Genomic DNA, 24,830 nt, shown 5'->3' on the forward strand with positions numbered 1-24,830 from the left:
CGGCCTCGCACAATCCCTTCGAGGACAACGGCATCAAGCTGTTCGGCCCGGACGGCTTCAAGCTGAACGACGAGGTCCCGCGATCCCGCAAGGCGCTTGTGCAGCTCGCCGTCGATCAGGGCCTCGATCTCGCGCTCGACCTCGTCGTTCAGCTTGAAGCCGTCCGGGCCGAACAGCTTGATGCCGTTGTCCTCGAAGGGATTGTGCGAGGCCGAGATCATCACGCCGATATCGGCGCGCATGGAGCGGGTCAGCATCGCCACCGCCGGGGTCGGCATCGGTCCGAGCTGCAGCACGTCCATCCCCACCGAGGTGAAGCCGGCGATCAGCGCCGTTTCGATCATGTAACCGGAGAGGCGGGTATCCTTGCCGATCACCACGCGGTGGCGGTGGTCGCCGCGCTGGAACACGAGGCCCGCCGCCTGGCCGACCTTCAGGGCGAGTTCCGGCGTGATGACGCCGTTGGCCCGTCCCCGGATGCCATCCGTTCCGAAATACTTGCGCGACATGCTCTTCGCGTCCCGTCTTCTGTTCGCGGTGTCGAGATCTTCAGTCCGTCTCACGACGCTCGTCCCAGCTGGCTTCGTCCAGTCCGGGCGGACCAGCGTCGTACCGGGGCCTGAAGATCCGGTTGCGGGCCTGCGCACGAGTCGCGCCAATCGCCACGAGCCCGTCACAGCGTTACCGGGGCCTTTATGAGAACGAGCCCGCCAGTGGCGGGCTCGTGGTGTCGTCGCGAGCGGATGCTCAGAATGATCGGTACTTGGTGCCAAGCACCGATCGGTCAGGGGTCGAACGCTCAAGCCTGGGGCTGCGGCTCCAGACCGTCGCTGCCGCGGGGGCGGCCACGGCCGGCGGAGGGCACCGAGGAGCCCCGCAGAGTGGTCGGCCCGTCACCGGAATCGCGGATCGGCGGCTTGCCGGCGATGAGGTTCTTGATCTCGTCGCCCGAGAGGGTCTCGTATTCCAGTAAGCCCTGGGCCAGCGCTTCGAGGTCGTCCTTGTGCTCCCCGAGAATGCGGCGGGCTTCCTCGAGCCCGGTCTCGACGAGGCGGCGAACCTCCGCGTCGATCTTCTGGGCGGTGGCCTCCGAGACCGTCTGCTGACGGCCCATGGACATGCCGAGGAAGACCTCGTCGTTATTCTCGCCGTAGGCCACGGTGCCGAGTTCGGGCGAGAAGCCCCAGCGCGTCACCATCATGCGGGCGAGACGCGTGGCCTGCTCGATGTCGGACTGGGCGCCGGAGGTCACCTTGTCGGCGCCGAAAGTCATCTCCTCGGCGATGCGTCCGCCCATCATGATGGCGAGGCGCGAGGTCATCTGCTCGAAAGACATCGAGAGCTTGTCTCGCTCGGGCAGCTGCATGACCATGCCCAGGGCCCGGCCGCGCGGGATGATGGTGGCCTTGTGAACCGGGTCCGTCGCCGGGACGTTGAAGGCCACGATGGCGTGGCCGCCCTCGTGATAGGCGGTCAGCCGCTTCTCGTCCTCGGTCATGACCAGGGTGCGCCGCTCGGCGCCCATCATCACCTTGTCCTTGGCGTCCTCGAACTCGTGCATCGTGACGATGCGTTTTCCGCGACGTGCGGCGAGGAGAGCCGATTCGTTCACCAAGTTCATGAGGTCGGCGCCGGAGAAGCCCGGCGTGCCGCGCGCGATGACCTTGAGGTCGACGTCCGGCGCCAGGGGCACCTTGCGGACGTGGACGCGCAGGATGCGCTCGCGGCCGACGACGTCGGGGTTCGGCACCATGATCTGGCGATCGAACCGGCCCGGACGCAGCAGGGCGGGGTCGAGCACGTCGGGTCGGTTGGTGGCAGCGATGATGATCACGCCCTCGTTGGCCTCGAAGCCGTCCATCTCCACGAGGAGCTGGTTCAGGGTCTGCTCGCGCTCGTCGTTGCCGCCGCCGAGGCCGGCGCCGCGATGGCGGCCGACCGCGTCGATCTCGTCGATGAAGATGATGCAGGGAGCGTTCTTCTTGGCCTGCTCGAACATGTCGCGGACACGCGACGCGCCGACGCCGACGAACATCTCGACGAAGTCCGAACCGGAGATCGTGAAGAACGGCACGTTGGCCTCGCCCGCGACCGCCCGGGCGATCAGGGTCTTACCCGTGCCGGGGGGGCCGACGAGGAGCACGCCGCGCGGAATGCGGCCGCCCAGGCGCTGGAACTTCTGCGGGTCGCGCAGGAACTCCACGATCTCCTGCAGATCCTCCTTGGCCTCCTCGACGCCGGCGACGTCGTCGAAGCTCACGCGGCCGGAGGCCTCTGTGAGGAGCTTGGCCTTCGACTTGCCGAAGCCCATGGCGCGGCCCGCGCCCGACTGCATCTGGCGGGACAGGAAGATCCAGGCGCCGATGAACACCAGGATGGGCAGCCAGCTGACGAGCAACTGGATGAACCACGGCGTGTTGTCCGAAGGCGGACGCGCGGTGATCTGCACGCCCTTGCTCTGGAGCTTCGAGACGAGGCTCGGGTCGTTGGGGGCGTAGGAAGTAAAGTTGCCGCCGCCGACATAGGTGCCGCTGACGTCCTGCCCGGAGATCACCACCGTCTGGATCTTGCCGGAATCGGCATCGTTCAGAAGCTGGCTATAGGCGATCTCGGAGCCGCCACCGCGATGACCCGGGTTCTGGAACAGGGTCACGAGGGCGAGCACGAGCAGGAAGATGACGACCCACAAGGCGAAATTGCGGAAATTCGGGTTCATCGATCAATCCCTGGAGGCGCCTGGGCCCGCCGCGCCAAATGGGGCGGGTCGATCCGGGCACTCGTCGCCAATGTAGGCAGCGCGCCACCCCTTGCCAAGTCGAGCGCACGAGGCGAAGCGCGCACCCACCGGGCCCAGACGACGCACGCGCTCAGAGGGCGCGCGTCTGTGGCCCCCGTCGAGCCGGTGCCGGGGATAGAACCAAGTCGCCCCCGGGCGTCACCGCCACCAGCACCGCCCGCAGGGTCCGGCGCAGGGTCCGCCCGCTGCGAAGGGCCGGCAGGACGGCCTCGAACACGAGGCGCTCCAGGCGCTCCAGGCGCTCGGCCCCGTCCGGATCGAGGCGGGCGAGCCCGAGGCCGACGACCCGCACCAGCACGGCCTCGGGTAACGCGCGCAGGCGCCCCCCGTCGAGGATGAGGCGGGATTCGTCCGTCGTTTCGCACGCGGTGGCCAGGGCTTCGACGGCGGCCCGGTCGAGGGCCTCGGCATCGCGGGCGCACCGCGCGGCCAGCCGGCACAGGCGCTCGGGCGAGAGCCCCTCCCCCGCCAGCACCGGCAGCAGCGCGCGCAGGCGGGCGCGGGCGAAGCGCGCGTCGTGGTTCGCGGGATCGCGGACGAAGGCGAGGCCGCGCGCCGCGCAATAGGCGACGAGGTCGGCCTTCGGGATGTCGAGGAAGGGCCGCGCGAGGCACAGGGCGCCGAGGGGGCGTTCGCGCCGCATGCCCGCAAGGCCCGCTGGTCCGCTCCCGGCGAGGAGGCGCATCAGCACGGTCTCGGCCTGGTCGTCGCGAGTGTGGCCGGTGAGCAGGAGGTCCGCGCCGATCGTAACGGCGTGGCGCGCCAGAAGGTCGTAGCGCGCGGTGCGGGCGGCGGCCTGAAGGCCGTGGGCGGGCTTCGGCCCAGTCCAGGCGAGGATCCGATGAGGGACGCCGAGTTTGCCGCACAGGGCGGCCACGGCACGGGCCTCCGCTTCGGATTCGGGGCGCAGGCCATGGTCCACGGTCGCCGCGTGGACGGGCGTCTCGGCGCCGTAGGCCGCGCAGGCGGCCAGCAGGGCGGTCGAGTCGGGACCGCCCGAGACCGCGAGCAACACCGGCGCCGCGCGGCCCGCGAGGTAGGGCCGGAGCGCTGCTGCGATCGCGGCGTCGCTCGGGAGCAGATCTTGCGGGCTCAGGCGGCGCAGCGCGCGCGCTTCTGCTCGCGCGCGACGCCCTGACGGACGGATGTGCTGGCGGAGGGGAACTTGCGCTCGAGTTCGGCCAGCGTCGCACAGGCCTGCTCGCGGGCGCCGAGCGCGTTCAGGGAGGCGCCGAGCTTCAGCATGGCGTCGGGCGCCTGGGCCGAGCGGGCATAGTCGGTGGAGACCTTCAGGAACTGCTCGGCCGCCTCGCGGTTGCGGTTGCGCTGCAGGTAGCTCTCGCCGAGCCAGTAGGTGGCGGAAGGCACCAGGGCGTCGCGCGGGTGCGACTGGATGAACTGGCGCAGGCCCATCTCCGCCTGCTCGTACTGGCGCTGGAGGATGTAGGCGTAGGCCGCCTCGTAATCGGCGCGCGCGTCGCCCGAGCCCGTGGAGGCCACGCTCGGGGCGCGGGCCGGGCTCGGCAGCGCGCCGGTGGTCGGAACCCGGGCGGGGGGCGAGAGGTCGACGGGGCCGCCGAGCCCGGGCGGGGTCAGGCCCGGCTCTTCGTCGTCGGGGTCCACCACGGTGGGGGGCACGCTGCGGCCGCGCGGCGCCTCGGCCACAGCGGAGGACGGCGTCGTGGTGCCCAGTGGCATCGGCGCGCCGGGGCGGCCGGGGTTCTGGTCGGGGTCGAAGGCGTCGCTACGCTTCTGGGGCTTGGCCGCGCCCGGATTTGTGCCCGACGGACTGGCCGCCGGCGCCCCTGAGCGTCCGCCCTTGGCCTCCTGCAGGCGGAATTCGACGTCCTCCTGGAACTTGCGCAGCTGTTCCTTCAGCTGCCGGTTCTCGTGCTGGAGCGTCTCGATCTGTCCGGCGGTCTGCCGCGACTGATTCTCCAGCCGGTTCAGGCGCACCACGAAGTCGGACGCGTCCTGCGCCCGCGCTCCGGAGAGGGCGCCCGGGACGAGGCTGGCCGCGCACAGGGCGGTGGCGAGGAGGAAGCGACGGAGCATGACAATCGTCACCGATGATCGGTTGGCGGAAGGGTGCCGGATAGCAGTGGCACCCGTCCGGGGCAAAAGTCGGGCCTGACCGGTCCGGCTGGCGACCCTACGAGCCGGCGCCGCCGCGATCGAGGACGGTGACGGCGCGGCGGTTCTGCGACCAGCACGAGATGTCGTTGCAGACCGCCACCGGGCGCTCCTTGCCGTACGAGACGGTGCGGATGCGGCCGTTCGCGATGCCGCGCGAGGCGAGATAATCCTTCACGGACTGGGCCCGGCGCTCGCCGAGCGAGAAGTTGTACTCGCGGGTGCCGCGCTCGTCGGCGTGGCCCTCGACCAGGAAGGTGTAGCGCGGGTAGCGCTGCAGCCAGTTCGCCTGCTTGTCGAGGGTGGCAGTGGCGGTGGGCGTCAGGTCGGTGGAATCGGACTCGAAGAACACGCGGTCGCCGATATTCACCACGAAGTCCTGGGCGCTGCCGGGCGTGTTGGCGCCCCCGTTCAGGCCCCCGCCGAAGCCGGAGGCGTCGGCCAGATCCTTGTCGTTGGTGCAGGCGGCGACGCTGAGGGCCGCGCAGAGGGCGGCCGCCAGCGGAAACACGCGCAAGCGCGCAGTCATGGACATGATCCTGTTCTCCTCGGGCAGATCCCGCCGGCCGTGCGAGGGGAAGGCCGGCTTCGTCGCCGCATGCCCCCGGGGGGCTTGTCGGGACCGGTACTTAGTCGGACTCGGTTAAGCGAAGGTTCCGTTAGCCATGACGCCCCCGGATCCGCCTGTATCAGGTTTCGCCGGATCCACGGTTGGCGAGATCAGTGTCCCGAGATCGGCATCTCGCGGACCCTGCGCCGCAGCGCCCGGCCCGGCGCTCATCGGCCGCGATTGCGGCAGCGCCGCGTCCTGGCGCGCCGCGTTGTCGATTGCAGTCAAGCTGTTGCGTTTCGGCAACGCCTTGTGGCTCCCCTCTCAGGCCGGGGTCGCGGCTCGCGCCGTCGCGGCGATGACGTCGATCGCCGCGACGGCGCGGGTCGCGGCGGCGCGGGCGGCGTCCAGGGAGGCGTCGAGGTCGGACCCGCGCAGGCAGGCCTGTTCCAGCTCCGAGCAGCGCTGCGAGAGGTCGAAGAAGCCGAGGGAGCCGCTCACCGAGAGCAGGGTGTGGGCGTCGTGGCCCAGGGTGGCACGCTCGGCCACGCCGGCCTGCAGTCGCTGCGCGATCTCGCCCTTCAGGCGCGCGAGGAGGTCCAGCAGGCGCGCCTGCCCGAAGATGCCGTCGAGTTCGGCCAGGGTCCCGGGATCGTAGACGGGCCGACGGTCGCTGGGCGGCAGCCGCGCGGCATCGTGCGCCGTGCCGGCGTCCGGCGAAGGTATAGGCGAAGAAACCGGCGACGGGGTCGGCATGGCGTCGTCCAATGGCGTCGTCCGAGGGTGTTTCCGTGCGCCGTCCGATGCGCGCGCGAGGGCGGAAACACGGAGCCCGTTGATCCGTGCTTAACGAATATCGGACTAATTCGGCGCTGCAAAGAGTTGGTGCGACCGATGCGACAGCGTCAAGTGCTCATCGTGGAAGACAATTACCTGCTGCTCGACATGCTCACGGGCCTGTGCGAGCGGCGCGGCATCGGCGTGGTCTCGGTGTCCAGCGGCGAGGCTGCGTTGGCCACGATCCGGCAGGCGGGCTCCCATCCCCGCGCGCCCGACCTGGCGCTGCTGATCACGGACATCAATCTGCCCGGCCTCATCGACGGCTGGGCCGTGGCGGAGGCCTACCGCACCCTCAATCCCGGCCAGCCGGTGATCTATACCTCCACGGGGGGGCGCAGCGACCGGCGCGCCGTGCCGGGAAGCGTCTTCCTCAACAAGCCCTTCCGGATCCAGGACGTGATCGACCTCGCCGGTGCGATGATGCAGGGGCGGCAGGAGCCGCATCCCCTGCAGGAGCCGCTCGCCTTTCATGAGCCGCTCGCCCTGCGCGCCGTGGGCTGAACCCGGTTCTCCAACGCGCCCTTCGGCCGGTTGCCCCCGGCCTATGGGACCTGCCCTACTGGAGGTGCCGCGCGTAGGTGTCGCCCGCGGCCCGCTTGAGTTCGGCGCCGGCCTCCCGGCCGATCCGGGCCGCGTCCGAGACCGCACCGGAGCGCCGCACTGCCCAATGGGCGCTGCCGTCGGGTAGGAACAGCAGGCCGTCGAGGTCGAGGGTGTCGCCGCTGATCCGCGCCAGGGCGGCGATGGGCGTGCGGCAGGAGCCGTCGAGTTCGGCTAGGAGGCCCCGCTCGGCGGCGAGTTCGGCCGTGGCGCGCGCCGAGACCAGGGGGTCGAGGAGCGCGCGCACTGCCGCGTCCGCCTCGCGGCACTCGATGCCGAGCGCTCCCTGCGCCACCGCCGGCAGCATCTCCTCCACGGCGAGGACGCTGCGGGCCATGTCGGCCATGCCGAGACGCTCGAGGCCGCAGAGTGCCAGCAGGGTCGCGTCGCAGGTCCCCTCCTCCAGCTTGCGCATCCGGGTGTTGGCGTTGCCGCGCAGGGGCACGATCCGCAGGTCGGGGCGGCGCATCAGCACCTGGGCGGCGCGGCGCAGGGACGAGGTGCCGACCCGGGCGCCCGCCGGCAGGTCGGCAAAGCCCGCCGCGCGTGGCGACAGGAAGGCGTCGCGCGGGTCGTCCCGCTCCAGGATGCAGGCGATGACGAGCCCGTCCGGAAGCCAGGTCTCGACATCCTTCATGGAGTGGACCGCGACGTCGACCACGTCGGCGTAGAGCGCCTGTTCCAGCTCCTTGGTGAACAGGCCCTTGCCGCCGATCTCCGACAGGGGGCGATCGAGGATGCGGTCGGCCACCGTGTTGACCACCACGATTTCGGTCTCGAGCCCCGGATTGGCCGCCACGATCTGGTCGCGGACCATTCCGGTCTGGGCGAGTGCCATAGGGCTGCCGCGCGTGCCGATGCGGAGAGGGCGTTGGATCATGGGCGCGGATCGCTCGGACGCTGGGTGGAACCGGGCTCCCTAGGTACGCAGTCCGCGCGGCGCTGTCACCGGCCTCCGTCGAAACCGCAGCGGACAGCCGCTACCGTCGCTGGCGTGGGAAACATCCGGCGCTCGGCGCTTACTGAAAGCGGCAGCTCATCCACCGTCCGGCAGGTTCGATGCGGCATGGGGAAGAGAGGTGATTCCGTCCGCGAGATGCGCCACCAGAAGTTGGTCGATGAGGGTGGCCACGACGACGCCCTGAGGTGTGTCTTTCTCGACCAGAAGAAAATCCAGCACCGTCCTGTCGGCAACGCATCGATCGCAGCCGACGCCGCTGATGTGGCGAACGATGATGCCTCCACACCCGTTTCGCGCAAGATGCCACGATTGATCGTTATTATCCGTGTACAATACGCGCGCGGCGCGATGCGTATTGAAATTTTCGATGGGAACATCAAGAACACCGGCGATCCGGTGCAACAGCTCCACTGATAAATGTGAGAAAGATTGCTCCAGCCTCGAATCGGGCGTCATCGCATTAATCCCTCCCAATTCGGACCGCATCACAAGTTTGCAACAAAGTGCTTACAGCGTTGCCGCGATCCTGCGGGTCCTGCAACTTATGCCCTTCTTAGGAATTTGTATGGGGGCTTCAGGTGCGGGGGTAAAAAATCGTGTCACAACTTATGATGCGAGCCGTGCCCGCACATATACCGGAAGCCCTGGCGGCTTCGAACGTCGGTACGTGGCAGACCGGACAGAGCGTACATCACTACATCGTGGATGAGGCGGCTGCAGCTTTATTCGGCCTCGATGCAGCGAAGGCAGCGGAGGGGTTCCTCCTCGTGAACTTCCTCAGAGCCATCCACCCCGGCGACCGGGAACTCTTCCGGGACAGAATCGGCCGCTCGATCGAGCACGGCGGCCTCTTCGTCATGGAGTACCGCACGACACCACGCCCCAATGAGGTGCGGTGGGTCTTGGGACGGGGGCGCTACGAACGGAACGCCGTGACGGGCGAGATGCAGGGCCGAGGCATCCTCATCGACATCACGGAGAGCAAGCTCGACGGGCACATCGAGGATCGTGCGCTGTTCATCGCGCCCGATGCGGGCGGTTCCGCGTTGGAACGCGCCGCCACCCTCGCGCTGGAGACACGGGAAGCCATCCAGGAAATCGATGGCAGCGAGCGGCCGGTCTTGGTCCGTGCGATCGATACCCTCCTTTGGGCACTGGGACGCGTCCTCGCGCGCCATGCGACAGGCGGGCGCGACTGAGCATCGGCGGGAGCAGCGTGACAGCATCCGAAGGGCGCGCGACATTTCGGCGGCCTTGTCCGCTTCGATGCCGCCGCTCTCCGACGGCGGACAGGAGGAAACCACGCGATCCGATCGTAGGCCCTGTTCGAATGGAGCGGGCATCGCGCCGCGCCTCGGTCGTCGATCCGTCGTCGCCGCGCGGTGAGACCACGCGGAGGGACGGACCGGGGCGAGCCCCACCCAAAGCGGCTGGCCGGGATGCCGCCTCACATGGTTTCGGCTGGATCATGGGCGCGGATCGCTCGGACGCTGAGTGGAACCGGGCTCCCGAGGTACGCAGTCCGCGCGGCGCTATCACCGGCGTCCGTCGAAACCGCCGGTTCGCGGGAGGATCTTCGAAACCACATCTCGAGGTTGTGGCGCCGGCGTCCTGGCAAACGGGCGGACGTTCGGCGCACCTTTACCAGGCCCGGCGAGGATCGGAGCCTTGATGGCAGTCCGATCCCGTGCCGTCGATTTCATGCCGTCGATTTCATGCCGTGGATGCCCGGAATGAAGCCCAGCAAGCTCGAAGCCTACTATCGGGACCAGTTCGGTGCCGACACCCCGCCCCAGGACGACGCCCCCGCCCAGCCTTGGCCGGCACGGCCCGCGCGGAGCGACCCGCCACGCCGCGCCCGCCGGGGCGGCCTCGGCCTGTTCGGGCTCCTGAAGCTGGCGCTGATGTTCGGGCCCATGGCTTTCCTGCTCGGCACGGCCCTGCTGTCCGATTGCCGCGGGGGCGCGCAGGCCTCCTGGTTCCGGAGCGACTGGATGCAGGCTTCCTGGATACCCGAGATGCTGCGCGGCAGCGCCTGTGCCCGGCGCGACCTCGCCGGGCGGGCCCTCTCCCTCGACGACCAACTCCGAACCATCGCCAACGGGATCCGCTGATACGTCATCCGCCGATGGGTCATCCGCTTGGTCGAAGCGAATGACCCATCGGCAAGCCCGCGCGGCGCTTGAGCGAAGCCTAAATCCGCCATCCCGAACCCGATCCCGCAGGGATCGCCGGAAGCGATCAAGCGGCTTTGGTATGACATGTTCGGCGCCATCGAACGAACCACCCGAGAGAGCCATGAGACGCCCGTCAAACGCCGTCGACGTCAAATTGCTCGAAGCCGCGTCCTTAGCCGCGCCGAGTCTGCCGCCCCTTGCTCCGAGCCCCGATCGGGACCGCCCTCATCCCGGGGCGGAGGCGGCATGGCGCCGCTCTCAGGTGGAGATGCGCCGCTCTCGAGAGGCGCCGGAGGGGGGTGCCACCCGCATGTTCGCCGCCGCGCGGGCGGATGACGGGGCGGCGTCGGGCCGTGGCATCAGCCTCGGCTGGAAGACGTCCCTGTTCGTGAACCTCGTGTTACTGGTGGTGCCGAGCGGGCTCGTCGTCGCCCTGCCGCCGGTGCTGGAATGCCGCGCGCGGGCCGAGCGCTTCGGCTTCTTCGCCGGCGAGACCCTTGGCGCCTGCGCCGAGCGCGGCATCCGGGTGCGTGTCAAGCGGCTCGACGATCGGCTCAAGATGATGGTGCGTGGCTCCGGCCCCTGAGGCCGCGCGACCGGGGCCGCCCGACGCCGGGGACCCCTGGTCCGTCTTGCCCGCCGTCTCAGAAGGCCTGCAGCGTCAGTTCCGTGTGCTCGACGCTGGGGGGCGCCTCGAAGCAGGGCGAGACCATCGCGCGGTAATCCTTCCAGGCCTGCGAGCCCGTGAAGTCGACGGTGTGGTTCTCCAGGGTCTCCCACTCGATGAGGAGGCGGTAGCGCTGCGGCTTCTCGACGGAACGCCGCACCGCGAAGCTGCGGCAGCCCTTGGCCGCCTTGAAGATCGCCGAGGCCTCGGCGATGCCGGCCTCGAACGTGGCTTCCATGCCGGGCTTGACGTCGATCTGGGCGATTTCGAGGATCATCGGTGGGACTCCGTGGGGGCGTGTCGGGGATCAGCGTAGGGCGCGGCCGAGCGCTTTGGCGAGGAGGCGCTGTGGGCTGCGCTCGGGACGGGCCTGGTCGGACACCGGGAGGTAGGCGGTCTGTTCCAGCATGTAGCGACCGCCCATGGCGCCGTGCATGACGAGGTCCGAGAAGGTCACCCAGGTCTGGCCGGGGGCGAAGTGCACGTCGGCCTGGGGCGCCGTCTCCTGGTAGGTCATGTCCTGCTTCAGGGCGTCGTGCAGGTGCAGCATCAGGTGGTCGTATTCCGAGCGCCGGGCCTTGGTGATCTTGAGGGCAGCCAGCATCCGGGCCGAGAGCGGCGAGTAGCCGGGCAGGCGCGGCAGGAACTTCTCCGCCATCGTGGAAAAGTCCTCGCCGACCCGCCAGTGGCGCGGCTGTCCGTCCGGGTTGATGTTTCGGAAGATGCGCAGGATTCGCTTCTCGCCGATCGGGTTCGACGGGAACGCGTCCACGTGCAGGCGGGTGTCGTCGCGGCGCCAGCTCATCTTGCGCCGATCGACGTCGAAGGGCCGGTAGGAGGTGCCGGCGAACGTGACCTTGCCGGCGTAGGCCGGCAGGTGCTCGGCGACCAGCGCTTCGGCGAAGCCCCGGTAGCGGATCAGCACCTGGCGCAGGGCCTCCTGCTCCTCGGGCGTGCCTGCCGCCCCCCGCAGGGTGGATGCGGCGCCCCGGATGTTGACGTTCTTGGCCTTGCCGTCCGCGAAGGGCCGCTCGACGAAGCGCTGTTCGAAGGCGCTCAGCGGAAAGTCGAGGTCCGGGAACATCAGGACCGCACCGTCCTCCAGGGCGTCCACCAGGGCGGGCGTGCCGGGCGCCGGACCTGTGCGCGGGACGGAAACGATCGGGCTGATCATCGGGCGGGACTCCTCGCAAAACCGCGGCGGGACCGGCGGTTTAGCCGAAGCGCGCGCCGGTGGCCAACCGCCCGTCGCGGGGGCGTCCGCCCTCGCTCGGGGACCGCATCCAGTCTTCGTCGCGAACCGGCGCGCGAATACCGGTGGATGACGGCATTCGCCGGTTGTCACGCCCTGCGTGCCGGCTCAACCCTGATGAACGATGCGCAACCCGGGCGGTTCGGTGGCGTTGATGAAACAGTCGCGGGTCCGGACTTTTACGGGACTTCCGCGGCGACGAGGATTCCGACGATGGCGACGCTGAAGGAATTCGAGGACTCCCTGCGCGAGCACGGCATGCACATGGCGCTCGCCCTGCTGGAGCGTCTGCGCGCGCGCGACCGGGCGACCCGCACGATCAAGCCCGCCCGCCGCCTCACCGGCCAGAAGATGACACCGGACCTCGCCCGCGCCATCCTGGACCTGCACGCCGCCACCGGCATGACCCAGCAGGAGATCGCCTTCAAGGTCGGGGTGAACCAGGGCCGGGTCAATGAGGTGATCAAGCACGGCAAGTGGCTCGACGACGATCCCCACGCCCCCGAGGCGGTGGCCCGCGACCGGGCCAAGGCCAGGATGCGCTCGGACCCGGTGGCCAAGCGCCCGCCGGCTCCGCGTCGTGCATCGAAATCCGCGAAATCGGCCGTCAAGCGGACGAATACGGCCCGGCCGCCTAGTCCGCAGGGGCAATTGATCTTCGGAGATCTCTAAGCAGGTTTCACAAAAACGGTCGCCGGTTTTGCAGCTGAAACCTGCGGCCTATCAAATAGCGCAGCAGGGCGAAGCGTTAGCTTGCCAAGTCGCACCTGCGGAGGGCCAGAATGGCGGCGGACGGTGCCGTTTGGGGCCGCGTGCCCGTCATGAGGCTGGCGGCGAGGCCGTCAGGCTCCGAAAGGGCAGTGGCGTCTCTAGTCCGGAGTCCGGCGCGCCGGACTTTCAATCAATGGACGATGCTTCATCCGGGGGCGTCATGGTCACGCGACACCCCAGAGCAAACATCCCGAGCAGGGAGGTCAAGCAAAGACTTTCGTAAAGGCTTGTGCGGACTGCCTCGCTAGACCTTGCCCCGACGATACGATCGACTGACGATTGGTTTGGACGTTCTGAAGGTTTACCCCTGCGCTGGCCATGTCGGTTTCCTTGAGAGCGACGTGGATGGTGTTCGGGACCGCCGGTGTCAGAACCGTCGGCGCATCCAGGGATTCATCGGACGTCTTGTACGCTGCGCTCGCGTAGTTCGGGGCGGCGACAGGCCGTGCCCCGGGGGGTGACGTTTGCAGGGTGAGAATGCCGCTGAGAGACATGACACCGCGCGTGGCATTCGGTGACCCAATCGGAGCGGGTGCAGGGGATGCCGCACTGGGGGGCGGCGGCGCGCTGTCCTTCGACGATGCGTCTACAGCCGGAGTTGTTTCCGGAAGGGGTTTGGCCACAACCTTTGCCAGGAACGACGCTGGCCGCCCAAGGGACATCAAACTTGGATTTGTGCCAATGGTCGACATGATATGCATTTCCTGAAGCGCGAAGGCCTACCAGTTTATTGGTGCTGGGGCCTATTTCTAGTCTTTGTCCAATATAGTTTGGATCTATTGCCCTATGATGCGACGGATCGATAGAATTTTAGTGTTTGGGCGGTTCCTAACGCGACACGCGTCGCCACCCGCGATGCAGCCTGCCTTCCGGCAAGGGGTCGCTTGGCTTTCCTTCGTCCGCCCTCGGCGATCGCCCCAGGATCAGCACGACGCCGCCCTGCCTGGTCGACACCGATCGCTCGCCGGCCCGGCGGCCGGCGCCATGCGCACCGAAGCCTCCGGCATGCGGCTTCCGATCGTCCTCCTTGCCCTCGCGATCCCGGCCGGGCCTGCCCTGGCCCAACGTCCCGCCACGCCGGAGATGTCGTGCCGCCAGGCCAAGGCGCTCGTGGACCGCAGCGGCGGACTCGTGCTCGGCACCGGCGGCCAGACCTATGACCGCTTCGTGCGCGACCGCAGCTTCTGCGAGGTCACCGAGATCACGATCCCGGCCTTCGTCCCGGCCGGCGACACGCCGCACTGCTTCGTCGGCTATCGCTGCAAGGAGCCGAGCCGCAACTGGCTCGACGATTACTGAGGACGCGAAAACGCCCCGGTCGGTCGACCGGGGCGCTCGCAGGCGTCACGCTATCGGGTTACGGCGTGACAGGTCGCACGGCGTCACGCAGCCTGCTGCACCGAGCCCTCGATCACCGGGGCGGCAGTGGCGCTGCCCGAGGCGATCTGGATCTGGCGCGGCTTCTTGGCCTCCGGAATCTCGCGGACGAGGTCGATGTGCAGGAGACCGTTCTCGAGGGTGGCACCCGTCACCTGGACATAGTCGGCGAGCTGGAACCGGCGCTCGAAGGCGCGGGCCGCGATGCCCTGGTGCAGAAATTCCACCGGTTTGGCGGCGTCGGATTTGCGCTCGCCCTTCAGCGTCAGCGCATTCTCCTTGACCTCGATCGCGAGATCGGAGTCCGTGAAGCCGGCCACCGCCACCGTGATCCGGTAGGCGTTCTCGCCGGTGCGCTCGATGTTGTAGGGCGGGTAGGTCGGGGCCGCGTCGGCGCTCACGAACTGATCGAGGGCCGAGAACAAGCGGTCGAAGCCGACGGTGGAGCGATACAGGGGAGCAAGGTCGAACTGACGCATCACACATTCTCCATAAGAAGCAACATGTTGGTTTCGGGTCCGCCCAAGGGCCGGACCAGTCGCACCGCCGTATCGGCCGGTGCTCCCGTGATATCGGCGTGCCATTTGGGCCTCGCAAGAGCCTGGATGCGCCGCGAGGCCAAATTTTTCGGTATCCTACTCTGCGCGAGACTTCCCCGATGCTGACCCTGCGCTCGACGCCCGACAATCCCGTGCCTCCTGGCGGCGCCCTGAAGGCGGTGCGCACCGACGATGGGGTCGAGCTGCGGGCCGCCCATTGGCGCCCGACCACACGGCTCGTGAAGGGCACCGTCTGCCTGCTCCAAGGTCGGGCCGAGTTCATCGAGAAGTACTACGAGACGATCGCGGACTTGCGCGGGCGCGGCTTCGCCGTGGTGGCCTTCGACTGGCGCGGCCAGGGCGAATCGCAGCGCCAGGTCGACGATCCGCACCGCGGTCACGTCGCCCATTTCGACGATTACCGGAGGGACCTGAAGGCGATCGAGGAGGCGATCCTGCGCCCCCTGATGCCGCATCCGCATCTCTGCCTCGCCCATTCCATGGGCGGCGCCGTGGCGCTCACAGGCGCCCTCGATGGCTGGCTGCCCTTCCGCCGCATCGTCACCGTGGCGCCGATGCTGTCCATCCGGATGGTGCGCTGGCCCGCCGGCGCGGCGCTTCTCGCCGGTATCCTGCACGCGATCGGCTGGGGGCGGCGCTACATCCCCTTCGGCTCCGCCGTCTCGATCGCCACCAAGCCCTACCCGAACAACCGCCTCTGCCGGGATCCGGAGCGCTACGCCCGCAACGCGGCCGCCGCCCGGGACGTCGGCGCCGGCGCCGTCGGCGATCCTAGTATCGCATGGCTCGCGGGCGCCTTCCGGGCGATGCGGCGCCTTTCCGATCCGCGCGTGCCGGGGCGGATCATGGTGCCGACCCTGATCGTGGCGGCGGGGGCCGACCCTGTCTGCGGCACCCGCACCACCGAGCGCTTCGCCCGCGGCCTGCGGGCGGGGCACATCCTCGTGCTGCCGGACGCGCGCCATGAGATCCTGTCCGAACGCGACGCGATCCGGCAGGATTTCTGGGCGGCCTTCGACGCCTTCATGCCGGGCTCGGACGCGGCGGAGCCGGCCGAGCGCGAGCGCCTGGAGGCCTGAACCTTATGGGTTCAGATGACGCAGGGCCGTCTCGTGCAGGCGCGGGTCCCCGGCGGCGACGATGCGCCCGCCGCCGATTGCCGGCCCGCCGTCCCAAGTCGTCACGATGCCGCCGGCCCCCTCGATGATCGGGATCAGCGCGACGATGTCGTAGGGCTTGAGCCCGGCCTCCACCACCAGGTCGATCTGTCCGGCCGCCAGCATGCAATAGGCGTAGCAGTCGGTGCCGTAGCGGGAGAGGCGCACCGCGCCCTCCAGGGCGAGGTAGCGCTCCCGCTCCGCGCCCTCGGCGAACAGGCGCGGGTCGGTGGTGGCGAGGACCGCCTGGTCGAGGGCGGTGCCGCGGCGGCTCAGCAGCTTGCGCTCGCCACGGGGAGACCGCAGGCGGGCCTGCGCACCATCGCCGGAGAACATCTCGCCCAGATACGGCTGGTGCATCAGGCCACGCACCGCCGCGCCGTGATGGGTCAGGCCGATCAGCGTGCCCCAGGTCGGCAGGCCGGCGACGAACGCTCGGGTCCCGTCGATGGGATCGAGTACCCACACGCACTCGGCATCGAGATTTTCCGAGCCGAATTCCTCGCCCAGGATGCCATGGGTCGGCAGATGGCGCCGGATCATACCGCGCATCGCCACCTCGGCGGCCCGGTCGGCTTCCGTCACGGGATCGAAGGCCGCCCCGCCCCGGGCCTTGTCGTCCATGCCGAACGCGGCCCGGAAGAAGGGTAGGATCGCCTGCCCCGAGGCGGTGGCGAGATCGTCCATGAACCGCGCGAGATCGACGACGCTCATCGAGCCTTCCCCTTACCGATACGCGGGCAAGCGAAGCGGACGGAAGGGCCGCCGGTCAAGCCCCAAACGGTCCTGTGGGCGGTGTTAGGCCGGCATGGGCGTCAGGCGGGTATGGACGTCAGGCCGGCATGGGCTGCACGCGGGCGAACTCGCCCCCGGGCTTGGCCGGCATCGTGTCCGGGGCACGCTTGCCCTGCGCGGTCGCCACCACGGCCTCCACGGCCGCGCGCAGGGACGAGACGTGGATGTCGGCATCGACCGCCCTGTGCCGGGTCGCCTCGTCGAGGCTCGCATCGTCCGCCTGCCACAGGCCAAGGACGAAGCAGGTGCCCGGCAGCTTGCGGCGCAGGCGCTCGGCCAGCCGGCGCAGGTGCTTGGGCTCGCCGTTGATCGCCATCGACACGATGCAGACGAGCTTGGCCGGGCCGGGGTCGAAATCCCCGATCCGCGCCCGGGCCACGTCGGCGAAGGGCACCACCCGGGCCCCGATCCCGCGCTTGGCCAGGAGCTGGGCCAGGATCGCGCAGGCGGATTCGTCGACGAAGCTGCGCCCGGCCACGCACAGCACCGTGCCGGTGGTCCGCCACGCCTCCGGCAGCGGCTCGGGACGCGGCGCGTCGGGATCGGCCTTCGCCTCGGTGTCGCTGCGCAGGTCGTCACGGTCGGCCAGTTCATCGATGAGGCCGCCGACGCTGGCGCGGATGTCGCTCTTCTGCTCCGTGGTGAGCACGCCGCGGGCGGCGTCACGGGCGGCGAGTTCGAGGCCCTTCACCACGACCTCATCGTAGTAGGCCGTGAGCGAGCAGGTCTTGAGGATCAGGTCGGCATGTTCCTGCGCCTCCTCCGGATCGTCGGCCAGGATGCGCTGGTAGAAGTTCTCGACCGGCGTCAGGGCCGGGCGGTCGCCGAACAGCACGTCGAGAAACTCGAGCTTGTCGACATGGCGCCCGAGCACCACGAGGCAGACCGTCAGCGGCGTCGACAGGAGCAGGCCGACGGGTCCCCAGAGCCAGGTCCAGAACAGGGCCGAGACCAGCACGGCGAAGGGCGACATACCGGTGGACTGGCCATAGAGCATCGGCTCGATGAAGTGCCCGACCAGGGGCTCCAGGATCAGGAACAGGATCAGCGTCCCGATCACCATCGACCAGCCGGGATCGACTGCCGCCGCCAGGGCCAGGGGAAACAGGGCCGAGGCGAAGGCGCCGATATAGGGCACGAAGCGCATCAGCGCCGAGAAGATGCCCCACAGGACCGGGTTCGGCACGCCGAGACAGTAGAGCCCGACGCCGACCACGATCCCGAAGGAGGCGTTGAGGCCGAGCTGGACCAGGAAGTAGCGGCTGAGGCGCTTGGCGGCGTCGTCCATCGCCACCGTGGTGCGATGGAGGTCGCTGGAGCCCGCGAGCCGTATCATCCGGTCGCGCAGGTCCTCCCGCTGCATCAGCAGGAAGAGCAGCACCACGAACACGATGCCGATGGTGGCCAGCGGATGCAGGATCGGCGAAAGCAGCGTGCCCGCCAGCGTCACGGGGCCCGGCGCCCGCTCCTTGACCTCGACCAGGATCGCCTTCTCGGGGGGCGCCGGACCGGCCTGCGGCTCCGGTTTCGGGGCGGCTTCGGGCGCCTTCTCCTCATGACTCTCGTGCATCGTCCGGCCGATGCTGGCGACGTAGCCGGCAATCCGCCCCGCCGGGGTGTCGTTCAGGCCCTCGATCTTGCGCTCGATGGTGCTGCGATAGCGCGGAACGTCCTTGGCGATATCGGCGATCTGCACGCCGATCAGGGTCGCCAGGGCGGCTGCCGTGCCGAGGGCGAGGAGTACGGAGGTCGCCACCGACAGGAACCGTCCGAAATGCCAGCGCCGGAGCAGGTTGACCAACGGGCCGAGCACGAAGGAGAGCAAGATCGCGATGGCGATCGGGATCAGGACGTCGCGTCCGACATACAGGCCCACCATGATCAGGGCGGTCATGATGAAGGGCGAGGTCAGGGTCTGGGGCGGCGTGGCGGCGGCCGAGATGCGTGTCGGTCGTGGCGGCACGAGGGACGGCTTCGGGTTTGATCGCAGGGCCATTCCGGTTCCGTGTTCCAGACGCGACGCGCGGGACCGCACGCATGTGGGCACCACCGCGAGGAGAACAAAGCGCTCGTGAAAAACGATCCCTTCGGACGGTTCGTCTCGTCGCGAAACCGTGATTGGATACCCTTCATCTGCATCCACGGCATAGCTGAAGCGGACCGCTACTCCGGCAACGGGATCGGAAACGTCGTATCCGACGCCGTGTCCCTGCGTTTTTCGGTCAGGGTGCCGTGGTCTCGTCGCTTGGGCCGACGTGAAGATCGGCCGCTTTGCCGTGCGATACCAATACACGTCTTCCGCCGACGGAAATTTTGCTGGCGCGTCGGGCGGGTACGGACGCAATCGACTTTGGCAAAACGGGGCGATGTATTTGTCGATTTCTGTCGATCGCCAAGCTGTCCAAGTCGCAGCATCCGCTTAGGCTGTCGAGATACGCGACGAGATTGTGCCGAGTCCGGATTTTAATCGGGCGATAAGCTTGTTTTCGTAAGTCACAGTGACGAACGGCGACGGATGGCATCCGACGAAAGCGGGAGGTGGTTTTGCACGAGACGGCGATGGATGCTGGCGCCGGTTCCTCCTCGGCCAACGCGACGAGCCTGAGCGGAATCGCGACCGAGATCGCCGAACTCCAGCGCATCTCGTTCGACAAGAGCCGGCGCATCCAGGCGATCACCGGACAGGTGAAGATGCTGGCCCTCAACGCGTTGATCGAGGCGGCCCGCGCAGGCGAGATGGGCCTTGGCTTCTCTGTGGTGGCGCAGGAAGTGCGGGCAATCGGCGCGGAGGTGGAGAATGTAGCCCGCGCCCTGGAGGTCGAACTGTCGAACCGCATCGCCAGCCTTCAGGTCCGGGTCCGGAGCTTCGCCGAGGGATCGCAGACCGACCGGTTGATCGATCTTGCCCTCAACGCGGTCGAACTCATCGACCGGAATCTCTACGAGCGCACCTGCGACGTGCGCTGGTGGGCCACCGACGCGGCCCTGGTGGCCTGCGCCGCGGCGCCGACGCCCGAGGCGATGGCCCACGCCACCCGGCGCCTGGGCATCATCCTCGACGCCTACACGGTCTATCTCGACCTCTGGCTCTGCGACCTGCAGGGCAACGTCCTCGCCCACGGCCGGCCGGACCGCTATCCCGGCCTCGTCGGGCGAAACGTCGCCGATCAGGATTGGTTTCGGCGTGCGGTCGCGCTGCCCGACGGGGACGCCTACGTCGCCGCGGATGTGGCCGGCCAGCCCGGCCTCGGCGGAGCGCAGGTCGCGACCTACTGCGCCAGCGTGCGCGCCGATGGGGACAGCCGGGCCCGGCCGATCGGTGTCCTGGCCATCCACTTCGACTGGCAGGCCCAGGCCCGCGCCATCGTCGACGGCGTGCGGGTATCGGGCGAGGACAAGGCTCGCACCCGGGTCCTCCTCGTCGATGCGCGCCATCGCGTCATCGCGGCCTCGGACGGACGCGGCGTGCTGGAGGAGACCCTGCCGCTGGCCGTCAACGGCCGGGCGAGCGGCGCCGATCTCGATCCCCGGACCGGGCGGATCGTCGCCTTCCACCGCACGCCGGGCTACGAGACCTATGCGGGGCTCGGCTGGTACGGGGTCATCGTCCAGTCCCCGGGGTGAGCGTCCGTCAGACCAGGACCGGCATTGCGGGCTGGCTCTCGATGCCGAAGACGCGGGTGTAGCGCGCGATCTCCTCGGCCGGGCCGATCGCCTTCGACGGGTTGTCGGAGATCTTCACGGTGGGCCGGCCGTCGGCGGCGATCACCTTGCAGACGATGGAGATCGGATCGAGGCGCCCGTCCGGGACAAGACCCCGGAAGTCGTTGGTGAGCAAGGTGCCCCAGCCGTAGCCGATCCGCATACGGCCGTGGAAATGGGCGTGGATCGCCTCGATGGTGTCGATGTCGAGACCGTCGGAGAAAATCGCGAGCTTCTCGCGCGGGTCCGAGCCCCGCGAGCGCCACCAGGCGATGGCCTCCTCGCCGCCGGCGATCGGGTCCTTCGAGTCGATGCGGATCCCGGTCCAGGCGTTCATCCAGTCGGGGGCGTTCGCCAGGAAGCCGGTGGTGCCGTAGGTATCGGGCAGCATCACCAGGAGGTTGCCGGCGTAGTCCTGCTGCCAGTCGGCCAGGACGTCGTAGGGCGCCCGGGCGAGGCCCGCATCGTCGTCGGCCAGGGCCGCGTAGACCATCGGCAACTCGTGGGCGTTGGTGCCCACCGCTTCGACCTCGCGGCGTAGGGCGATGAGGCAGTTCGACGTGCCGAGGAAGCGATCGCCCAGGGCCTCGTGCATGGCCTCGACGCACCAGTCCTGCCACAGGAAGCCGTGGCGGCGCCGGGTCCCGAAATCCGCGATGGACAGGCCGGGGAGGCGCTGCAGCCGCTCGATCTTTTCCCAGACCCGGGTCATCGCCCGGGCATACAGCACCTGAAGGTCGAGCTTGCCGAGGTGACGCACCACGCCCCGGGTGCGCAACTCGTTGAGGATGGCGAGCGCCGGCACCTCCCACATGGTGGTCTCAAGCCAGGGCCCGTGAAAGGTGAGGACGTACTGCCCGTCCCGCGCCTCCAGTTCGTACTCGGGCAGGCGAAAATTCTCGAGCCAGTCCATGAAGTCGGCCGAGAACATCTGGCGCTGGCCGTAGAAGGTGTTGCCGCGCAGCCAAGTGGATTCACCGCGGCTCAGGGAGACGGAGCGGGCGTGGTCGAGCTGCTCGCGCAACTCACCCGCATCGACGAAATCCGCCAGGCGCACCTGCCGCGAACGGTTCTGAATCCCGAAGGTGACGCGGGCGTCGCGATGGCGGCGGAAGATCGTCTGCGCCATCAGGAGCTTGTAGAAATCCGTGTCCAGCAGGGACCGGACGATCGGGTCGATCTTGAAGCTGTGGTTGTACACCCGCGTGGCAAGATCGAGCATGGTACGGATCACGGCCCCTCTGGCGGCGCCCCCCGCGCCGGCGACGCCGAGAGGCGCATGGCATCCGTGGGTAAGTCAACCGGTCGCGATGCAGGGCTGTGCCGCGACGACCTCAGGGGGACCCGCCAAACGATGAAGGCGGCGCTCACTGCGGAGCGCCGCCTTCGCATTCTATCGACCAGGCCCGACGATCAGGCGAGGTCGACCTTCTTGGTCTCGGTCTTGGGCGACTCGCCGGTGAGCGCCGCTTTCACGTATCCGTAGATATGCAGCATCGTGGCGTTCGGGCTGTCCCAGTACTCACCCTTCTCGGGGTGGACGCGCAGCAGAGCAACTTCGGGATCTTCCTTGCCGTTGGGGAACCAGGTCTTGAGGCTCTCGCTCCACTTGTCGTTGATGGTCGGCTGATCGGTGATGATCTCGGCCTTGCCAGCGATCGAAACGTAGGTCTGGCTCGACGGGTCCGAGTAGGCGAGGTTGATCTGATTGTCCTTGCTGATCTCGGCGGTTTTCGGCGAATGCAGCTTGGTGAAGAACCACAGGTCGCCGTTCTCGTCCGCCTCCTGGCACCACATCGGGCGGCTGTAGAGCTTCCCGTCCTGGTCTGCGGTGGTCATCATCGCGACCTTGACGTCCTTGATGAGGGCGAACAGCTTCTTGGCGCCCTCGTGGTCGCGGTGGTTGCCCTGGTGCATGGGATCGTGGTCTCCAACTCGTCGATCGGCGTCGGCAGCGCGGTCGCGCACCGCCGGTTCGTGTGCTTAACGAGCCAGGGCGGTATTGGTTTCGGGATTGCGCAGCGGCACGACCTTCGGTGGTGCCGTCCGTGCGGCCGGCCGGCGCAGCACCGTCAGGCGACCGGGCGGCCGCTCGCGGGCGGATAGGTCGCCCTCGCCGATCTGCCGGATCACGTGGGTGTTCCGGCCCCGCCGCTTCGCCTCGTAGAGGGCCGCGTCGGCCTCGGCCAGGAGTTCGTCCGGCCCTGCGCCCCGGCCCGGCCCCGTGAGCGCGACCCCGACGCTCACGGTGATGCGCGACAGCCCATCGCCCCGGTCCGCGTGCGGGATGGCCAAGCGAGCGATAGCGAGGTTCATGCGCCGGACGACACGTTCCACTCCACGCCGGTCGCAGGCCCGCATCAGCAGCGAGAATTCCTCGCCGCCGTAGCGCGCCACCACATCGCGCCCGCCACGGGTCTGCCCGGCGAGGGCCTCGGCGATGCGGCGCAGGCAGGCGTCTCCCGCCGGATGGCCGTAGGCGTCGTTGAAGCGCTTGAAGTGATCCACGTCGATCATGAGGAGGGCCGTGCCGCGCGTCTCACCGGCGGAGGCCGCCAGGGCCGTATCGAGGGCGCGGCGGTTGGCCAGACCCGTGAGGGCGTCGGTCTCGGACAGCACGGTGAGGACGCGCCGGTCATGCTCGAGGCCGGCCGAGCGCAGGATCTCGCGCAGAGAGACGAGGTAGGCCCGCCGACGCACGCCCTCGATCTGGTGGTTGCCGTAGAGGACGAACACGCTGGCCGTCACCGCCTGGAAGGCGAGGCAGAGGGCGAGCTCGGGGCTCAGGTCGCCCCGTAAGCCAATGGCCGCGAGGGCGCCTGCCGCGCTGAGGCCCGTGAGCACGAGGGCATGGGGAAAGCGCAGCACGAGCATCAGCGCGGCGAACACCACCATCAGAGGATACTCGACGAAGGCGATGGCGCTCAGGGTGCCTTGCCCCAGGCAGAAAAGCAGGATCGGCACCCCCGTCACGAGCAGCATCGTGGCGGTGACCATGCGCTCGCGCCGCGGTCCCGGCATCCGGGGCACGGCCCAGGCCAGGAGCAGGATTAGCGGCGTCACGAGGCCCAGGCGGAGGCCAAGGGCCAGGGGCAGTATCTCCGGCGCCAGCAGCCAGGTTGTGAGAGAGAAGCCGTTGTGGAAGGCGAGCCCGATCAGGATCGTGCGGCGCAGGTGGCGCGCGCGCTCACGGCGCGTGTCGATCTCGTAGCGGGCCGAGACAGGGCGGGAGAAGCGCAGGAGGCGCGGGCTCACTGTGAGGTCGGTCAGAGCGACCTCGCCGCGCGGATGACGTGTGAAGGCCCGCTCGGGCGTGGTGAGCCAGCGGCGAATGCAATCGAGCACGATGCGACGATCCCGGTCCGTTCGCGCCGTCCCTGCCGGAGGCGCCACAATCTCACGGGACCGAACGTGGCCGGACGGTTGGAGGACGCAATCACGGCTGCGTGCCGTCGCGACATCCCTACCAAACCCTGAACCGAATTCGCGACCGCGCGCGGTTGAGGTCCGCTCGAAGCAGGGGCGCGCGACCGGCTGTCGCCCCGCGTCATGCGCCTCCGCGCTTGCGTCGGAGCGCTGGCTGTGCTGTCGCATGGGTTCTCCGTGGACGTGACGGCCTGCGCCGCGGCGTGTGCGAACCTCTCCCGATTGTGTCCGCGCCGTGGCCCTCCGTCCGGCCCGCCGCGGCAAGGAGCCAGACCCTTGGCGATCACCCGAGACGATGTGCTAGCGGTCCTCTCGACCGTGACGGTCGATGCCGCCGGGACCACGCTGCCGGCCTCCGGGCGGCTGTCGCAGGTCGTGGTGGACCCGACGAACCGGGTGATGTTCTCGATCCTGATCGACCCGAGCGAAGCCGAGCGCTTCGAGCCGATCCGGCGCCGGGCCGAGGGAGCGATCCTGGCGACGCCGGGCGTCTCAGGCGTCTTCGCCAGCCTGACCTCCGAGCGCGGGCCGAACCAGCCGGCCCAGCCGCCGCCGCCTGCCCCCGGACGCCCCGCCGCTCCGCCGCCGCCGCGTACCGGCCCAGCCCTTCCGGGCGTGCGCCATATCGTGGCCGTCGCCTCCGGCAAGGGCGGCGTCGGCAAGTCGACCACCGCCTGCAACCTGGCCCTGGCGCTCTCGGCCCAGGGCCTGAAGGTCGGGCTGCTCGATGCCGACATCTACGGTCCCTCGGTGCCCAAGCTGTTCGGGCTCTCCGGGAAACCCAAGGTCATCGAGGAGCGCCTCCTCGCCCCGATGGAGGGTTTCGGCATCAAGGTGATGTCGATCGGCTTCCTGATCGAGCCCGAGACGGCGATGATCTGGCGCGGCCCCATGGTGCAGTCGGCCATCACGCAGATGCTGCGGGAGGTCGCCTGGGGCGAACTCGACATTCTGATCGTCGATATGCCCCCCGGCACCGGCGACGCGCAACTGACCATGGCCCAGGCGACTCCCCTCTCCGGCGCGGTCATCGTCTCGACGCCGCAGGACCTCGCCCTCATCGAC

General features: G+C 69.0%; 24 protein-coding genes and 1 pseudogene. 9 read left to right on the forward strand and 16 right to left on the reverse strand.

The window, feature by feature from the left end; all coding sequences use genetic code 11:
- Positions 1–164: 164 nt before the first annotated feature.
- The 6 genes and pseudogenes from glmM to MFF30_RS08250 form a co-directional block, all read right to left on the reverse strand.
- A pseudogene (gene glmM, locus MFF30_RS08225) lies at positions 165–509 on the reverse strand (phosphoglucosamine mutase); the annotation flags it as partial.
- A 290-nt stretch (positions 510–799) separates the two neighbouring features.
- Positions 800–2,716: an ATP-dependent zinc metalloprotease FtsH gene (ftsH, locus tag MFF30_RS08230; RefSeq protein WP_056350029.1), complete on the reverse strand. Its 1,917-nt coding sequence runs from the start codon at positions 2,714–2,716 to the stop codon at positions 800–802.
- Positions 2,717–2,867: 151 nt separating this feature from the next.
- A complete protein-coding gene (gene tilS / locus MFF30_RS08235; protein WP_238278647.1) occupies positions 2,868–3,893 on the reverse strand; it encodes a tRNA lysidine(34) synthetase TilS in 1,026 nt (341 codons plus the stop codon).
- Positions 3,890–4,852, reverse strand: a complete 963-nt coding sequence (gene ybgF, locus MFF30_RS08240; protein ID WP_238278610.1) for a tol-pal system protein YbgF — start codon at positions 4,850–4,852, stop codon at positions 3,890–3,892. The genes tilS and ybgF overlap by 4 nt, the downstream gene beginning before the upstream one ends.
- Positions 4,853–4,949: 97 nt before the next feature.
- Entirely contained in the window at positions 4,950–5,465 is a 516-nt protein-coding gene (pal, locus tag MFF30_RS08245) for a peptidoglycan-associated lipoprotein Pal (protein WP_238278611.1), read from the reverse strand.
- A gap of 339 nt (positions 5,466–5,804) precedes the next feature.
- The gene (locus MFF30_RS08250) at positions 5,805–6,236 is read right to left on the reverse strand and encodes an Hpt domain-containing protein (protein ID WP_238278613.1); all 432 of its coding nucleotides are present in this window, start codon (positions 6,234–6,236) and stop codon (positions 5,805–5,807) included.
- 138 nt (positions 6,237–6,374) lie between these two features.
- On the opposite strand from MFF30_RS08250, the gene MFF30_RS08255 reads away from it, so the two are divergent.
- Positions 6,375–6,821 carry a response regulator gene (locus tag MFF30_RS08255; RefSeq protein WP_238278615.1) on the forward strand — a complete coding sequence of 149 codons (447 nt, stop codon included), beginning with the start codon at positions 6,375–6,377 and terminating at the stop codon, positions 6,819–6,821.
- Positions 6,822–6,876: 55 nt separating this feature from the next.
- Here the strand turns inward: MFF30_RS08255 and hemC are convergent, their stop codons facing one another.
- Positions 6,877–7,800 carry a hydroxymethylbilane synthase gene (gene hemC / locus MFF30_RS08260; protein ID WP_238278617.1) on the reverse strand — a complete coding sequence of 308 codons (924 nt, stop codon included), beginning with the start codon at positions 7,798–7,800 and terminating at the stop codon, positions 6,877–6,879.
- Between the two features lie 156 nt (positions 7,801–7,956).
- Positions 7,957–8,337, reverse strand: a complete 381-nt coding sequence (locus MFF30_RS08265) for a hypothetical protein (protein ID WP_238278619.1) — start codon at positions 8,335–8,337, stop codon at positions 7,957–7,959.
- A 152-nt stretch (positions 8,338–8,489) separates the two neighbouring features.
- On the opposite strand from MFF30_RS08265, the gene MFF30_RS08270 reads away from it, so the two are divergent.
- From MFF30_RS08270 to MFF30_RS08280, 3 genes are all read left to right on the forward strand, one after another.
- Positions 8,490–9,080 (forward strand): PAS domain-containing protein, encoded by a 591-nt coding sequence (locus MFF30_RS08270; RefSeq protein WP_238278621.1) that lies wholly within the window; start codon positions 8,490–8,492, stop codon positions 9,078–9,080.
- A gap of 534 nt (positions 9,081–9,614) precedes the next feature.
- A complete protein-coding gene (locus tag MFF30_RS08275) occupies positions 9,615–9,995 on the forward strand; it encodes a hypothetical protein (protein WP_238278623.1) in 381 nt (126 codons plus the stop codon).
- 331 nt (positions 9,996–10,326) lie between these two features.
- Positions 10,327–10,644 (forward strand): hypothetical protein, encoded by a 318-nt coding sequence (locus tag MFF30_RS08280; RefSeq protein WP_238278625.1) that lies wholly within the window; start codon positions 10,327–10,329, stop codon positions 10,642–10,644.
- 58 nt (positions 10,645–10,702) lie between these two features.
- Here the strand turns inward: MFF30_RS08280 and MFF30_RS08285 are convergent, their stop codons facing one another.
- The gene (locus MFF30_RS08285) at positions 10,703–11,002 is read right to left on the reverse strand and encodes an antibiotic biosynthesis monooxygenase family protein (protein WP_238278627.1); all 300 of its coding nucleotides are present in this window, start codon (positions 11,000–11,002) and stop codon (positions 10,703–10,705) included.
- 30 nt (positions 11,003–11,032) lie between these two features.
- Positions 11,033–11,899, reverse strand: coding sequence for a Kdo hydroxylase KdoO (kdoO, locus tag MFF30_RS08290; protein ID WP_238278629.1), 867 nt, complete (start codon positions 11,897–11,899; stop codon positions 11,033–11,035).
- A 291-nt stretch (positions 11,900–12,190) separates the two neighbouring features.
- Here kdoO and MFF30_RS08295 point away from each other — a divergent pair, with 291 nt between their 5' ends.
- Positions 12,191–12,649 carry an RNA polymerase subunit sigma-70 gene (locus MFF30_RS08295; protein WP_238278630.1) on the forward strand — a complete coding sequence of 153 codons (459 nt, stop codon included), beginning with the start codon at positions 12,191–12,193 and terminating at the stop codon, positions 12,647–12,649.
- A gap of 1,104 nt (positions 12,650–13,753) precedes the next feature.
- Complete coding sequence (locus tag MFF30_RS08300; protein ID WP_238278650.1) at positions 13,754–14,047, forward strand: hypothetical protein; 294 nt, start codon at positions 13,754–13,756, stop codon at positions 14,045–14,047.
- A gap of 83 nt (positions 14,048–14,130) precedes the next feature.
- On the opposite strand, the gene MFF30_RS08305 is transcribed toward MFF30_RS08300, so the two are convergent.
- On the reverse strand, positions 14,131–14,604 hold the full coding sequence (locus tag MFF30_RS08305) for an Hsp20 family protein (RefSeq protein ID WP_238278632.1): 474 nt from the start codon (positions 14,602–14,604) through the stop codon (positions 14,131–14,133).
- 179 nt (positions 14,605–14,783) lie between these two features.
- On the opposite strand from MFF30_RS08305, the gene MFF30_RS08310 reads away from it, so the two are divergent.
- Positions 14,784–15,764: an alpha/beta fold hydrolase gene (locus MFF30_RS08310; RefSeq protein WP_238278634.1), complete on the forward strand. Its 981-nt coding sequence runs from the start codon at positions 14,784–14,786 to the stop codon at positions 15,762–15,764.
- A gap of 3 nt (positions 15,765–15,767) precedes the next feature.
- On the opposite strand, the gene hisN is transcribed toward MFF30_RS08310, so the two are convergent.
- Positions 15,768–16,556: a histidinol-phosphatase gene (gene hisN / locus MFF30_RS08315; protein WP_238278635.1), complete on the reverse strand. Its 789-nt coding sequence runs from the start codon at positions 16,554–16,556 to the stop codon at positions 15,768–15,770.
- 118 nt (positions 16,557–16,674) lie between these two features.
- On the reverse strand, positions 16,675–18,633 hold the full coding sequence (locus MFF30_RS08320) for an AI-2E family transporter (RefSeq protein WP_238278637.1): 1,959 nt from the start codon (positions 18,631–18,633) through the stop codon (positions 16,675–16,677).
- A 563-nt stretch (positions 18,634–19,196) separates the two neighbouring features.
- Between MFF30_RS08320 and MFF30_RS25950 the strand changes: the two genes are divergently transcribed.
- Entirely contained in the window at positions 19,197–20,261 is a 1,065-nt protein-coding gene (locus tag MFF30_RS25950) for a methyl-accepting chemotaxis protein (protein WP_283205878.1), read from the forward strand.
- A gap of 7 nt (positions 20,262–20,268) precedes the next feature.
- Here the strand turns inward: MFF30_RS25950 and pncB are convergent, their stop codons facing one another.
- The 3 genes from pncB to MFF30_RS08340 form a co-directional block, all read right to left on the reverse strand.
- Positions 20,269–21,561: a nicotinate phosphoribosyltransferase gene (gene pncB / locus MFF30_RS08330; RefSeq protein WP_238278639.1), complete on the reverse strand. Its 1,293-nt coding sequence runs from the start codon at positions 21,559–21,561 to the stop codon at positions 20,269–20,271.
- Positions 21,562–21,752: 191 nt separating this feature from the next.
- Positions 21,753–22,256 (reverse strand): pyridoxamine 5'-phosphate oxidase family protein, encoded by a 504-nt coding sequence (locus MFF30_RS08335; protein ID WP_238278641.1) that lies wholly within the window; start codon positions 22,254–22,256, stop codon positions 21,753–21,755.
- Positions 22,257–22,322: 66 nt separating this feature from the next.
- On the reverse strand, positions 22,323–23,684 hold the full coding sequence (locus tag MFF30_RS08340; RefSeq protein ID WP_238278643.1) for a GGDEF domain-containing protein: 1,362 nt from the start codon (positions 23,682–23,684) through the stop codon (positions 22,323–22,325).
- Positions 23,685–24,041: 357 nt separating this feature from the next.
- Here MFF30_RS08340 and MFF30_RS08345 point away from each other — a divergent pair.
- A partial coding sequence (locus tag MFF30_RS08345; protein WP_238278645.1) for a P-loop NTPase occupies positions 24,042–24,830 on the forward strand: 789 nt, incomplete at its 3' end.

The sequence above is a fragment of the Methylobacterium goesingense genome (assembly GCF_022179225.1).
Taxonomy (GTDB): Bacteria; Pseudomonadota; Alphaproteobacteria; order Rhizobiales; family Beijerinckiaceae; genus Methylobacterium; species Methylobacterium goesingense.

Coding starts and splice junctions, on each gene's coding strand:
- ftsH (WP_056350029.1), bottom strand. CDS start 2,716: ATGAACCCGAATTTCCGCAATTTCGCCTTGTGGGTCGTCATCTTCCTG.
- ybgF (WP_238278610.1), bottom strand. CDS start 4,852: ATGCTCCGTCGCTTCCTCCTCGCCACCGCCCTGTGCGCGGCCAGCCTC.
- pal (WP_238278611.1), bottom strand. CDS start 5,465: ATGTCCATGACTGCGCGCTTGCGCGTGTTTCCGCTGGCGGCCGCCCTC.
- MFF30_RS08250 (WP_238278613.1), bottom strand. CDS start 6,236: ATGCCGACCCCGTCGCCGGTTTCTTCGCCTATACCTTCGCCGGACGCC.
- MFF30_RS08255 (WP_238278615.1), top strand. CDS start 6,375: ATGCGACAGCGTCAAGTGCTCATCGTGGAAGACAATTACCTGCTGCTC.
- hemC (WP_238278617.1), bottom strand. CDS start 7,800: ATGATCCAACGCCCTCTCCGCATCGGCACGCGCGGCAGCCCTATGGCA.
- MFF30_RS08265 (WP_238278619.1), bottom strand. CDS start 8,337: ATGACGCCCGATTCGAGGCTGGAGCAATCTTTCTCACATTTATCAGTG.
- MFF30_RS08270 (WP_238278621.1), top strand. CDS start 8,490: ATGATGCGAGCCGTGCCCGCACATATACCGGAAGCCCTGGCGGCTTCG.
- MFF30_RS08275 (WP_238278623.1), top strand. CDS start 9,615: ATGAAGCCCAGCAAGCTCGAAGCCTACTATCGGGACCAGTTCGGTGCC.
- MFF30_RS08280 (WP_238278625.1), top strand. CDS start 10,327: ATGCGCCGCTCTCGAGAGGCGCCGGAGGGGGGTGCCACCCGCATGTTC.
- MFF30_RS08285 (WP_238278627.1), bottom strand. CDS start 11,002: ATGATCCTCGAAATCGCCCAGATCGACGTCAAGCCCGGCATGGAAGCC.
- kdoO (WP_238278629.1), bottom strand. CDS start 11,899: ATGATCAGCCCGATCGTTTCCGTCCCGCGCACAGGTCCGGCGCCCGGC.
- MFF30_RS08295 (WP_238278630.1), top strand. CDS start 12,191: ATGGCGACGCTGAAGGAATTCGAGGACTCCCTGCGCGAGCACGGCATG.
- MFF30_RS08300 (WP_238278650.1), top strand. CDS start 13,754: ATGCGGCTTCCGATCGTCCTCCTTGCCCTCGCGATCCCGGCCGGGCCT.
- MFF30_RS08305 (WP_238278632.1), bottom strand. CDS start 14,604: ATGCGTCAGTTCGACCTTGCTCCCCTGTATCGCTCCACCGTCGGCTTC.
- MFF30_RS08310 (WP_238278634.1), top strand. CDS start 14,784: ATGCTGACCCTGCGCTCGACGCCCGACAATCCCGTGCCTCCTGGCGGC.
- hisN (WP_238278635.1), bottom strand. CDS start 16,556: ATGAGCGTCGTCGATCTCGCGCGGTTCATGGACGATCTCGCCACCGCC.
- MFF30_RS08320 (WP_238278637.1), bottom strand. CDS start 18,633: ATGGCCCTGCGATCAAACCCGAAGCCGTCCCTCGTGCCGCCACGACCG.
- MFF30_RS25950 (WP_283205878.1), top strand. CDS start 19,197: ATGGATGCTGGCGCCGGTTCCTCCTCGGCCAACGCGACGAGCCTGAGC.
- pncB (WP_238278639.1), bottom strand. CDS start 21,561: ATGCTCGATCTTGCCACGCGGGTGTACAACCACAGCTTCAAGATCGAC.
- MFF30_RS08335 (WP_238278641.1), bottom strand. CDS start 22,256: ATGCACCAGGGCAACCACCGCGACCACGAGGGCGCCAAGAAGCTGTTC.